At 67.6% G+C, this 11,954-nt stretch carries 9 protein-coding genes; 8 read left to right on the top strand and 1 reads right to left on the bottom strand.

The genetic code is table 11. The features are described 5' to 3' along the window. Positions 1-33 precede the first annotated feature (33 nt). Positions 34-1,440 (top strand): efflux transporter outer membrane subunit, encoded by a 1,407-nt coding sequence (locus GRF61_RS07430; RefSeq protein ID WP_248281152.1) that lies wholly within the window; start codon positions 34-36, stop codon positions 1,438-1,440. Positions 1,441-1,626: 186 nt separating this feature from the next. Here GRF61_RS07430 and GRF61_RS07435 read toward each other — a convergent pair whose 3' ends face one another. Beyond that, positions 1,627-2,655 carry a helix-turn-helix transcriptional regulator gene (locus tag GRF61_RS07435; protein WP_169150036.1) on the bottom strand — a complete coding sequence of 343 codons (1,029 nt, stop codon included), beginning with the start codon at positions 2,653-2,655 and terminating at the stop codon, positions 1,627-1,629. 114 nt (positions 2,656-2,769) lie between these two features. On the opposite strand from GRF61_RS07435, the gene GRF61_RS07440 reads away from it, so the two are divergent. From GRF61_RS07440 to GRF61_RS07470, 7 genes are all read left to right on the top strand, one after another. Further along, positions 2,770-4,785, top strand: a complete 2,016-nt coding sequence (locus GRF61_RS07440; protein ID WP_211165798.1) for a TonB-dependent receptor — start codon at positions 2,770-2,772, stop codon at positions 4,783-4,785. A 340-nt stretch (positions 4,786-5,125) separates the two neighbouring features. Continuing rightward, on the top strand, positions 5,126-5,578 hold the full coding sequence (gene azu, locus GRF61_RS07445) for an azurin (protein WP_169150037.1): 453 nt from the start codon (positions 5,126-5,128) through the stop codon (positions 5,576-5,578). Positions 5,579-5,739: 161 nt separating this feature from the next. Next, positions 5,740-6,879, top strand: coding sequence for an ABC transporter substrate-binding protein (locus tag GRF61_RS07450; protein ID WP_169150038.1), 1,140 nt, complete (start codon positions 5,740-5,742; stop codon positions 6,877-6,879). 161 nt (positions 6,880-7,040) lie between these two features. Next, the gene (locus tag GRF61_RS07455) at positions 7,041-7,748 is read left to right on the top strand and encodes a superoxide dismutase (protein ID WP_169150039.1); all 708 of its coding nucleotides are present in this window, start codon (positions 7,041-7,043) and stop codon (positions 7,746-7,748) included. Positions 7,749-8,096: 348 nt separating this feature from the next. Next, entirely contained in the window at positions 8,097-9,455 is a 1,359-nt protein-coding gene (locus tag GRF61_RS07460; protein ID WP_169150040.1) for a (Fe-S)-binding protein, read from the top strand. 16 nt (positions 9,456-9,471) lie between these two features. Then, positions 9,472-9,867, top strand: a complete 396-nt coding sequence (locus tag GRF61_RS07465; protein WP_169150041.1) for a hypothetical protein — start codon at positions 9,472-9,474, stop codon at positions 9,865-9,867. 598 nt (positions 9,868-10,465) lie between these two features. Then, the gene (locus tag GRF61_RS07470; protein WP_169150042.1) at positions 10,466-11,884 is read left to right on the top strand and encodes a short-chain fatty acyl-CoA regulator family protein; all 1,419 of its coding nucleotides are present in this window, start codon (positions 10,466-10,468) and stop codon (positions 11,882-11,884) included. The last annotated feature ends 70 nt before the right edge of the window (positions 11,885-11,954 follow it).

The raw sequence follows: 11,954 nt of genomic DNA on the forward strand, positions 1-11,954 counted from the left end.
CTTCCCTCTTCCCCTGGCCGCACGATGTCCCGTATGCCCTCGAACCTCTCCCACCCCTTGCTCGCCGTGATGGCGGCCTGCGGCCTTTCCGCCTGCGCGGTCGGCCCGGATTACCGCCAGCCCGAACTCGCCACCCTCCCGGGCAGCTTCAAGCACGAAGCCGGCTGGCAGACGGTGCAGCCGCGGGAGGGCCAGGCGGCAGCCGACGAGAACGCACCCTGGTGGCAGCCCTTTGCCGACCCGACGCTGGACGCGCTGCTGCGCGAGCTGGCGGCGGCCAGCCCGGGCGTGGCCCAGGCGGAAGCCCGCTATCGCCAGGCCCAGGCGGCCCTGCGCGCCACCCGCGCCGCTTTCTCGCCCACCGTGGGCGCGAGTGCGGGCGCCCGCCGCAGCGGCAGCGATGCGAGCATCGCCAATGCGCTGACGCTGGACCTGAGCGCGAGCTGGACGCCGGACCTCTGGGGCCGGCTGCGACGCGAGGCCGAAGCCGGCCGCGCCGAACTGCAGGCTTCTGCTGCCGACCTCGCCGCGTTGCGCCTGTCGCTGCAGGCCACGCTGGCGCAGAACTACATCCGCCTGCGCATCTTCGACCTCCAGCGCGAGCTGCTGGCGCAGACCGAGCAGGCCTACCTGCGCTCGCTGGAGCTGACGCGCAACCAGTACGACGCCGGCTTCGCCGCGCGGGCCGACGTGGTGCAGGCGGAGGCGCAGCTGGAAAGCGTGCGCGCCGAACTGCTGGACCTGGCCGGCCAGCGTGCCACGGTGGAGAACGCGGTCGCTGTGCTCGCCGGCCGTCCGCCCTCCGCCCTGGCGCTCTCGGCCGACGGCAGCCTGCCGCAACTGCCGGCGGTGCCGCCGGCCATGCCCGGCAGCCTGCTCACCCGCCGGCCGGACCTGGTGGTGGCCGAGCGCCGGGTGGCGGCGGCCAACGCCCGCATCGGTGTGGCCGAGGCCGCCTGGTTCCCCGAACTCACGCTCAGCCTGAGCGGCGGCTACCAGTCCGGCAGCCTGCGCAGTCTGCTGGATGCGCCCAGCCGGGTGTGGGCGCTGGGGCCGACGTTGGCCGCCACGCTGTTCGACGGCGGCGCCCGCTCCGCCGCGGTGGATCAGGCGGTGGCCGCCCATGAGGAAAGTGCCGCCGCCTGGCGCGAAGCGGTGCTGGCCGCGCTGCAGGAAACCGAGGATGCGCTGGCCCGCCTGCGTGCGCTGGAGGCGCTGGCGGCCCAGCAGGGCAGGGTGGTGGCGCTGGCGCAGGAGAACGAGCGCCTGGTGACCAACCGCTACCGCTCCGGCTTGGTCTCCTTCCTCGAAGTGGCGGTGGCGCAAAACACCACCCTGAGCGCCCGCCGCGCTGCGCTGGACGTCACCCGGGACCGGCTGGAGGCCAGCGTGCAACTGGTGGCATCGCTGGGCGGCGGCTGGACGCAGTCGGTCGATTGAGGTTTTCGTGATCGGCTGGCGGCGGGGCAGGACGGTCGGACGCCCGGCGGCGGATCGGCCTGCTGGCTGGGTCGCGCGGCTGTGAATAGGCCGTGCTGTTAGGTTCGATTGGGCGGTGTCATGGCTGGCGGGCTTTGGTTGCCCTCAGCCCCTGCTGATCGCTGACGATCCGGGCACTTCCCGCATTCACCCAGCCGTCTGCCGCGCCGCCCGGGGGCTGTAGCCGAAGCAGCGCTTGAAGGCGGTGGCGAAGTTGTTGGCCGAGTTGTAGCCGGCGATTTCCGCCGCAACTGCCACGCTGGCGCCGCGGCGCAGCTCGCGATAAGCCTTCTCCAGCCGCAGCTCCCGCAGCCGCTCGAATACCGTGCGGCCCCAGGCACGCTTGGCCAGGGCCTGCAGCGTGGTGGGATTGCTGCCGACCTGGCGGGCGATCTCGCTCATGTTCAATTCCCCGCTGTCGCTCTCCATCAGCAGTGCCTCCAGGCGGGCGAGGCGGCGGCGTTCGCTGCTGGTAAAGGTGTTGCCCGCAGAAGCCGTGCCATCGGTACTCACCGCTGTCAGCGCCTCTACCGCGAGCTCTATGCACTGCGCTTCCAGTCGCAGGCGCTGCAGGCCGGGCAGGTAGGGTGTCGGCTCCAGGATGGAGCAGGCCAGCGCGCGGACGCGGGCGGGCACCGTCCATTGTTGGTTGGCGAGGTGCTGGCGGGTGAAGGCGCGCAGCGTCGCATGGGCGGCGCATTCGTCGAAGCCGCCGCCGCTCTCCAGCCATTCGGGCGTCAGCGTCAGGCTGACCTTGCGTTCATCCCGGCCGCGCTGCCAGCGGCGGCTGAATTCCCCTTCTTCGGCGAGATTCACCAGCGCGCCCTGCGAGCGGGTGGCCGGGTCGGGGCTGCATGGGCCGAGCAGGAAGCGGTGCGGGCCGAAGGAGAGGTCGGTGGCGCCACCGACCACCACCACGATCTTGATCGCCGGATTCAGCGTGTTGCGGGTGCGCATGTCGTGCAGATCGTGGCCCGCGGCGGCATGCAGGATCAGGCCGGGGCGCAGCTGCAGGGTGTCGAAACGGCCTTGCAGCACCGGCTGCTGCGGGTCTGGCGCCACGTCCTCGAAGGTGTAGTTGCCGCCCAGCAGGTTGGCGGAGCGCACCAGATCGCTAGGCGTAACTCGACGTTCCTCGGCCAGGAAAAGTTTCCCGCTTGCTTTTCCCGCAGACATTTCCCTTTCTCCCGCAGAGATTACCCGTATGACCGGATGCCATACTTTCGGCTGTTTTAGAAACAAGAATCATTCCTATTGTAGGGTTAATCAGCCTGTTCTGTGGAGAGTTCCGTGAGCGTCCGTATTTCCTTTTCTCCTCGCCAGCCAAGGTCCCTGGCCATGCTGGCGTGCGGCCTGTTCACCCTGCCGGCGCTGGCCGCCGACGACCAGACCCTGGACACGGTGGTGGTGACCGCCTCGTCTACCGAGCAGACCCTGCGCGACGCCCCGGCCAGCATCAGCGTGATCACCAGCGAGGAGATCGCGAAGCGGCCGGTGCAGGAACTGGCAGAGTTGCTGGGCACGGTTGAGGGCGTGACGCTGACGCGCAACGGCAACCAGGTGCCGGGCGTGCAGATCCGTGGCCTGGGTCAGGCCTACACGCTGATGTTGATAGACGGCAAGCGGGTCAATTCCAGCAATGCGGTATTCCGCGGCAATGACTACGACACTGGTTGGGTACCTGCCGCCGAGATCGAGCGCATCGAAGTCGTCCGTGGGCCGATGTCTTCCCTCTATGGATCGGATGCCATCGGCGGTGTGGTGAACATCATCACCCGCAAGATCGGCAAGACCTGGCGTGGTTCGGTGAAGGCGGACGCGGTTGTTCAGGAGGACGCGGACGCCGGCAACGCCTTCATCACCAGCGCGAGCGTCAGCGGCCCGCTGATCGCCGATGTACTCGGGTTACGGCTGTCCGGGGGCTACGACAAGCGAGAGGCGGATGACAGCAATATCAATGATCCCGGGATCAACGGTACCCAGTCGGGTTTCCCCAAGGTTGAAAACCGCCAGTTCAGCGGTGCGCTCAACTGGCGGCCGGCGGACGGCCACGAGGTAGGGCTGAGCTATGACCGCAACCGCCGCAACCATGATGGCTTCATCCTCGAGCGCGAAGCCAGTTCCTTGAGCCACAGCGGCCGCTACGGTTTCGGTACGTCGGACATTACTTTCAACTACGACGAGACCCGCAACCAGACTGGTACGGTGAGCGGGCAGAAGAACCCGAACAAGGCCACCAGCCTCAGCCTGGATGGAAAACTGGTGCTGCCCTGGGAGGCGGCAAATCAACTGCTGACCCTGGGGGGCGAGTTGCGTCGCGAAAAACTGCGCGATCGCGCCAATCTCGCCGGCCTGCCGGGTACCGCCGGCTATGGCGCCAATCCTGAAGCGGAGGTGGCCCAGTACGCGCTGTTCATCGAGGATGAATTCACCCTGCGCGACGATCTCAAGCTGACGCTGGGTAACCGCTTCGACCATCATGAGAACTTCGGTGGACATAACAGCCCGCGCGCCTATGTGGTCTATCACGCCACCGAGTCGGTGAGCTTCAAGGCTGGCTGGGCGCGCGCTTTCCGCGCGCCCACGCTGCTGCAGGGCAGCCCGAACTGGGGCTCGGTCTCTTGCGGCAGCGCGGTCACCGGCTGCTACATCATCGGCAGCGAGGACATCAAGCCGGAAACCAGCACCAGCAAGGAACTGGGCGTGCAGTTCGATTTCGGCAAGGTGGGCGGCGGAGTCACGCTGTTCCACAACAAGATCAAGGACATGATCGACATCACCAGCCGTACGTCCAACGTCGCCCTGGCGCCGACCTATGCCAACTTCGTCGGTTACCTGCCCGACGGCCGGCCGATCTTCGCTTACCAGAACATCGCAAGCGTGACGACCAAAGGCGTGGAGACCAGCTTCCGTGCCGAGCTGTCGCCGCAGTGGGCCATGCGGGCGAACTACACCTATACCGACGCCAAGAACACCAGCGGCGCGCGCGACATCCCCATGATCTATCGCCCGCGGCACTCGGCCAATCTGGGCGCGGACTGGAAGCCGGACGACAACTGGTCGCTCAATGCCACCGCACGCTACTCCGGCAGCCAGTACATCAGCGTCTCCAGCGACGGCCAGAACAGGGTGAAGAAATCCGCCTATGGCGTGGTGGATCTCAGCGCTGCCTACCGCATCAACAAGATGCTCACCGTCCGCGCCGGGGTGCTGAACCTGGGTGACGAAGGCGAGAACCGCGACGTCTCCACTGACTTCAACGAGGAAGGCCGGCGCTATTTCGTGTCGCTGGCGGCGGATTTCTGACCCGCGGTTTCACGGCTTGGCGAACTCGGCAGGCGCGCCCCGGTCGACACCAGGCCGGGGCGTTGCCGTTCATGGAGGAGACCTTGCGGGCGAGCTGACAGCCCGCTTCGCATACCGTGATCGCATGCGCCGGCCGGGGAGGGGAGGGCGGACAGCCCGGGAAAAGGGACGGCGTCATTGCCCGGTCCCGGCGCTCCGGGCACAATGGCGGAATTCCTATTTTTCTAAGCCGGAAGATAGAGATGCACGCACACTCCGTACTTCCGGAACCCCGACAGCTGGAGACTAGCCGGGCCAATTCTGGCGATGCTTGTTTGTTGTTTGATCACGGGAGATACCGATGAAAATGAAGGTGAAGGGAATTGTTGCTGCCGCCATCCTCTCCGCTGCCGCAGTGCCGGCGTGGGCCGCGACGTGCGAAGCCACGGTGGAAGGCAACGACGCCATGCAGTTCAACGTCAAGGAAATCACCGTAGACAAGAGCTGCAAGAAGTTCACCGTGCACCTGAAGCACACCGGCAAGCTCGCCAAGGCGGCGATGGGCCACAACCTCGTCATCGCCAAGACTGCCGACCTGCAGGGCATTGCCACCGATGGTGCTGCTGCCGGCCCGGCCAAGGACTACGTCAAGGATGGCGACGCCCGCGTCATCGCCCACACCAAGCTGATCGGCGGTGGCGAAAGCGACTCCGTCAGCTTCGATGTGTCGGCGCTGAAGGCCGGTGAGTCCTACAGCTACTTCTGCTCCTTCCCTGGCCATTGGGCCATCATGAAGGGCGCGATCAAGTTCTGATCGTTTCCGGGCGCGGCCGCCAGCGGTCGTGCCCACCCGTTCCGGCGTGCCGGCATGGCGCGCCGGATACGGCGGCGCCCGGACTCTGCGGCATGCTCCCCGGATGAGCGCTGCGTGGGTCTAAGACGCTCACGTTCCGTTTCCTGTCCGGAGGTGTGTGAATGCGCTTCAAGCGTCTTGCGACCGTCGCGGCTGCCTGTGTGGCGAGCCTGTGCGGTGCGCTGGGAATGGTGGCGACGGCCCAGGCCGAGCCCCCCATCAAGATCGGCCAATCGGTCGTGCTGAGCGGTCCGCAGGCAGCGAACGGATTGCTTTACTCCCAAGGCATCAAGGTTCATCTCGACGCGATCAATGCCGCCGGCGGTGTGGGCGGGCGAAAGATCGAACTCATCACCCTGGACGACGGCTACGATCCTGCCCGCTGCAAGGCCAACACCAAGCAGCTGCTCGAGCAGGACAAAGTCATCGCCCTTTTCGGTTATACCGGCTCGCCTGCCATCATGGCCTGCGCGCCGATGGCGGAGGCGGCCAAAGTGCCGATGATTTCGCCGGTCAGCGGCACGCCGGAGCTGCAGGAGCACGCCGGCCGCTACCTCTTCTTCACCCGCGCCAGTTTCCGTGACGAACTGCGGGCAATGATCGACTACCTCACCACCACCGGCATCACCTCCTACGGCGTGACGCTGCAGGACGACTCTTTCGGCCATTCGGCGCTGAAGATCGTTGAGGAGCTGCTGGCCGAGCGCAAGTTGCCGCCGCCGGTTTCCGCACCGGTGGCACAGCAGACCTACGAGGCCGGCGCCAGCGCCGCGGCCATCTCCAAGGTGGCGCCGCAGGCGGTGATCCTTGCCACTGGCGGCAAGGCCTCGGTCAATTTCATCCGCGATTACCTCAAGACCGGCAAGCGCGCCCAGTTCCTCGGCCTCTCGGTGGTCAGCAGCAACCAGCTGGTGCAGGAACTCGGCAAGGACGCCGACGGCATCATCGTCACCCAGGTGGTGCCGTCCCCGTGGGCCAAGAAGACGCAGATCGTGCGCGACTTCTACCGCGAGCTCGGCGAGCGCAAGGACGTGGAGATCAACTACTTCACGCTGGAGGGCTACATCGCTGCCCGCGTGCTGGTGGAGGCGGTGCGCCGCGCCGGGCCGGAAGTGAGCCCGGAGCGGCTGGTGCAGGCGCTGGAGAGCATGCGCAAGCTGAATCTCGGCGGCTACGAGGTGAATTTCGGGCCCGGCGTGCGTGCCGGCTCCAGCTATGTGGACCTCTCGATGGTGCGTTCCGACGGCCGCTACGTGCAGTAGCCCCTCCACTGGCTTTCGCCGAGGGGCGGTTTCCCGACAGGGGGCCGCCCCTCGCTGTTTCGTGTGCTTGCATTCAGGCCTGGAATTGAAGCGGATAATCCCGCTTGCATTGCCGTTCGGCATGCCCGGTGCGATACGAAACCAATTCCAGGAGGAAGACCATGCAAGCTGCCATTCCTTTGCGCCCGCTCATCCGGCGCAGTCTGCTTGCCGCGCTGTTCGCCGGCTCGATGCCGGCCGTGGCGCTGGCCCAGTTCTCGCTGCCGCCCTTGCCCTATGCGCCCAGCGCGCTGGAGCCGCATGTGGATACCGCCACCATGGAGATCCACCACGGCCGCCATCACAAGGCTTATGTGGACAACCTGAACGCCCAGGCCAAGAACATCCCGGAGTTGGCCGGCATGTCGCTGGAGGCCATCCAGGGGCAGATCTCCAAGTATCCGGCGGCGGTGCGCAACAACGGTGGCGGCCACTACAACCATGACTTCTTCTGGACCATCATGGCGCCGGCCGACCAGGCTGGCCAGCCCAGCGCGGCGCTGGAAAGCGCCATCGCCCGTGACTTCGGTTCGCTGGACGAGATGAAGAAACGCTTCAACGAAGCCGCGCTGACCCGCTTCGGCTCCGGCTGGGCATGGCTGGTGGTGACGCCGGAGAAGAAGCTGGCGATCACCTCCACGCCCAACCAGGACAACCCGCTGATGGATCTGCCGGACATCCAGCGCGGCACGCCGGTGCTGGGCCTGGACGTGTGGGAGCACGCCTACTACCTCAAGTACCAGAACAAGCGGGCGGACTACGCCACCAACTGGTGGAACGTGGTGAACTGGAAGGAAGTGAGCCGCCGTTACGATGCGGCGCTGAAGTAAGCAGACAAGCAATAAGCGCTGGGCGAAACGCGCTGCCGCCGGGGGAGAAGCCCGGCGGCAGCGCGTTTCTTTTTGTCCTCGCGGTTGCGCGTTCCGGCTGCGGCGGCGATCCGCGTTTCCGGAGTCCGCGGTAGGTTCGGGTCCGTGTGCGTCCGAGGAACCGGTTGCTCCGCCGGCTCCAAGGCCGATGCAAACGAAGAGGCGCGGTTTGCGCTCCGTACCGCGGAGCCGCGCATGTCGCGCCGGATTGTGGCAAAGCCGCCAGTCTGCGCGTTTCCGGGAAGCAAGTCCCTGATTCCATTGCGTGGCACCCGCTTTGCTTGTCCCCCGTATCGCAACGAGGTGGACATGGAACATCGACTGGACTGGTCATCCTATGAAACCGCCGGCCAGGGCGACGCCTATGCCGGCATTCCGGCGACCGGCGGCGACTTCGCCAAGGCGGTGGCGGTCTGCATCAACGACCGCGCCTGCCAGACCAAACCCAAGGGCGTCATGTGCCCCAGCTTCCGCGCCACCGACGATCCGGCCCATTCGCCCGGCGGCCGCGTCAAGGTGCTTAAGGACGCGCTGAATGGCGAACTCGGGGAACAGCCTTTTGTTCATCCCGCAGTGCTGGACGCCCTGGAGCTCTGCGTTGGCTGCAAGGGCTGCAAGCGCGAGTGCGCCAACCAGGTGGACATGGCTGCGATCAAGATCGAGGTGCTGGCCCAGCGCAATGCGATCACCGGCGTGCCGCGCCGCGACCGCCTGTTCGGCACCCTGCCGCGCCTGCTGGCGCAGCTGCCCTGGCTGGGCGGGCTGGTGCGCTGGCGCAACCGCTCGCCATGGCTGGCGAAGCTGGGCGAGCGCTGGCTGGGCGTGGCCGCCACGCGTCAGCTGCCAGAGCCGGCGGCGCGGGCCTACGCGGCCCCCGCGGCCAGGCTGGAAGAAAGCTCGCCGCTGTACCCAGCGGACGAGCGTGCGGTGATCCTGTTCGTCGACACCTTCGCCCGCCACTTCGAGCCGGAAGTGGCTGAGGCCGCGCATGCGGTGCTCACCGCCGCCGGCTACCGTGTCGAGGTGCTGGCGCCAGCGGCGGACGATGCCGAGGGCGGGCGGCCGCTGTGCTGCGGCCGTACCCTGCTGTCGCTGGGGCAGGTTGAAGCGGCACGCACCGAGGCCCGCCGCATGCAGGCGGCGCTGAGGCCGGCGCTGGCGCGCGGCCTGCCCATCGTCGGCCTGGAGCCGTCCTGCATCCTGTCGCTGCGCGACGATCACCTGAAGCTCGGTCTCGGGCCGGAGGCAGAAACGCTGGCGAAGCAGGTCTACCTGTTCGAGGAGTTCATCGCCCGCGAACATGACCGCAAACGGATGACGCTGGCGCTGAAGCCGCTGCCCGCCGGCACCACGCTGGTCCACGGCCACTGCCACCAGAAGGCGGTGGGGGCGATGAAGTCGCTGCGCAAGGTGCTGCGCCTGATCCCGGAATTCCAGTTCGAGTTCGTCGAGGCCAGCTGCTGCGGCATGGCCGGCAATTTCGGCCTGGAAGTGGAGCACGCCGGAATCTCCCGGCGCATGGCCGAAATGGACCTGCTGCCGGCCTTGCGTGCCGCGCCGGAAGCGCCCATTCTGGCAAACGGGTTTTCCTGTAGACACCAGATCCGCGAGGGCGTGGCGCGCGAGCCGGTGCATGTCGCCGTGCTGCTGCGCCAGGCGCTCGCCTGACATCCAGGGAGCAAGCTTGACCGACGATATTCCAGACTCATCGACGCTGGGCGCCGCGCTGTGGCGCGCCGGCCTGCTGGGCAATCTGCATGATGCGGCGGTCGCCATCGGCCTGTGCATCCAGGGCTGGGAGCCGGAAGCCTTCTTCGCTTCCCACATGGCCCGCCGCAAGGCCATGCAGTGCCTGCGTACCGTGGTGACGAGTGCCATCGACTTGCCGGTGGAGGTGAAGAACGCGATGCCGCGCATCGACTGGGAAGCCATCGAGGCGCTGAAGCCGCACCTGCGCATCCGCCGCGAGGAGGACAGGGAGCAGGTGTGGGAAGCGCTGCAGCACCAGGTGCCGGCCATGCTCGGAGAGCTGATCCGCTACCGCCGGCAACTACCGCAACTGTTCGCCTTCGACGCCTGAACTTTCGTCGCCTGCGGGCGGGGTGGCGTGCGGTAGCGGAAGGCGGCAGTCATCCGCGTTCCTGGGCGTCGCCCGCCGTCGCGGCGGCTCGTCGCCGGCAATCGGGGGGCCTGCCTTGCGGGGCGAATCCTCCGGCTGAAGGAGGGCAGGGCTGCCGAAGCCTGCGCTCCACCGGGTGTGCGTCCTTGCGGGGTGTGGAACGGCCCTGATACCGGTCATGGACCCCTAGGCCAGGCGAGAGCGGGGCTTCGCCATGCCCGCGTTGAAGGGATTGCACGACACGCACCTCGGCGAGCCTGCTCGCCCGCCTGTCGAAGGTTGCGCCCGGCGGTAATCGTGCCTGCCCGCCGTAGTGGCCGCAGCCCGGTCCGGCCTTCTCGGCGGCCCGCTGGCGCCCGGCGCTGGCCGGTCTCTTGCAATGGCTCCTTGCGCAGGCGTTTGCCCCTTTCACCCGCTGCGCGCGCCTGTCTCCAGGGGCTTGCTTTCTTCTGCCGTAGTTCACAACATACGCAAAACGAACGTCTTTCAAGTGCTTGACCAGGCGAATTAAAGCGAATCGGGTCACCTTTTTTTGCGAATTTTGTGAATGGTGTTGCGTATGAGCAGTGGTGCGAGAAAGGCCTTCATGGGCGTGCGCTTGCGACGGCTGCGGGAAGAGCGCGGGCTGACGCAGGTGGCGCTGGCGCGGCTGCTGGAGATCTCGCCCAGCTATCTCAACCAGATCGAGCAGAACCAGCGCCCGCTGACGGTGCCGGTGCTGCTGCGCATCAGCGCGGCGCTGGGCGTGAACGTGCAGCGCTTCTCCGACGACGACGAGGCCCGGCTGGTGGCCGATCTGCGCGAGACCCTGGGCGGCATGGCCGAGCCGGTGGCGCTGGCGGAGGTGCGCGAGCTGGCGGCCAACATGCCGGCGGTGGCGCGGGCGCTGCTGACGCTGGACCGGCGCTGGCGCGAAGCGGAGGAGCGGGCGGATGCGCTCGCCGCCCGCCTGGGCGAGGACAGGGGAGCCGCGCCTTTCGCCGCGCCCATGCCCTACGAGGAGGTGCGGGACTTCTTCTATGCCCGCCACAATCATGTGGCCGAACTGGACGATCTGGCGGAGCGGCTGTTCGAGGCCTGGATGCTGCAGCCGGGGCGGACCGCCGATGGCCTGGCGGCGCGGCTGGCGCAGGTGCATGGCGTGCGGGTGGTGCGCGACGAGCCGGACGGTGAGGGCGGCGGTGGCACGGAGGGGAGAGAGGATGAGGGCGCACCGCTGCGCGCTTTTGATCCGGTGGCCCGGGTGCTGCGCTTGTCGCCGCTGCTGGAGCCCGGCCAGCAGGCCTTCCAGCTCGCCACCCAGTTGGCCTTTCTCGAAGCCGGCGAGCAGATAGACCGCCTCGCCGCCGGCGCCGGTTTCCGCAGCGAGCAGGCCGGGGCGCTGGCCCGCATCGGCCTGGCCAATTACTTCGCCGGCGCGCTGGTGTTGCCCTACCGGCGCTTCCTGGAGGCGGCGGAGGGTCTGCGCTACGACATCGACCGCCTGGGCCGCCGCTTTGGCGTCGGCTTCGAGACCGTCTGCCACCGTCTGTCCACGCTGCAGCGGCCGGATGCGCGCGGCGTGCCTTTCTTCTTCGTGCGGGTGGATCGCGCCGGCAACATCTCCAAGCGCCAGTCCGCCACCGATTTCCACTTCTCCCGCGTCGGCGGTACCTGTCCGCTGTGGAATGTGTACGAAGCCTTCGCCCAGCCCGGCCGCATCCTGACCCAGCTCGCCAGCATGCCGGACGGCCGCACCTATCTGTGGATCGCCCGCAGTGTCACCCACGGCCGCGGCGGCTACGGCGAGCCGGAGAAGCGCTTCGCCATCGGCCTGGGCTGCGACCTGCACCACGCCGCCCGCCTGGTCTACGCCAAGGGCCTGAAGCTGGACGATCCGGAGGCGCCGACGCCGATAGGCGCGGGCTGCAAGGTCTGCGACCGCCCGGCGTCGATGAGACCGCGGGAGGCGAGGTACTTCATGAAACGGGCCTGGTAGATCGCCTGCAGCGGTCCCAGGCCCATGGAAACGGTGGGGAACTGCCAGAAGTCCGGCATCAGCCAGGGGT

Origin of the sequence: Azoarcus sp. TTM-91, from assembly GCF_012911025.1 — a bacterium.
GTDB lineage: Bacteria > Pseudomonadota > Gammaproteobacteria > Burkholderiales > Rhodocyclaceae > Azoarcus.

Coding starts and splice junctions, on each gene's coding strand:
- GRF61_RS07430 (WP_248281152.1), top strand. CDS start 34: ATGCCCTCGAACCTCTCCCACCCCTTGCTCGCCGTGATGGCGGCCTGC.
- GRF61_RS07435 (WP_169150036.1), bottom strand. CDS start 2,655: ATGTCTGCGGGAAAAGCAAGCGGGAAACTTTTCCTGGCCGAGGAACGT.
- azu (WP_169150037.1), top strand. CDS start 5,126: ATGAAAATGAAGGTGAAGGGAATTGTTGCTGCCGCCATCCTCTCCGCT.
- GRF61_RS07450 (WP_169150038.1), top strand. CDS start 5,740: ATGCGCTTCAAGCGTCTTGCGACCGTCGCGGCTGCCTGTGTGGCGAGC.
- GRF61_RS07455 (WP_169150039.1), top strand. CDS start 7,041: ATGCAAGCTGCCATTCCTTTGCGCCCGCTCATCCGGCGCAGTCTGCTT.
- GRF61_RS07460 (WP_169150040.1), top strand. CDS start 8,097: ATGGAACATCGACTGGACTGGTCATCCTATGAAACCGCCGGCCAGGGC.
- GRF61_RS07470 (WP_169150042.1), top strand. CDS start 10,466: ATGAGCAGTGGTGCGAGAAAGGCCTTCATGGGCGTGCGCTTGCGACGG.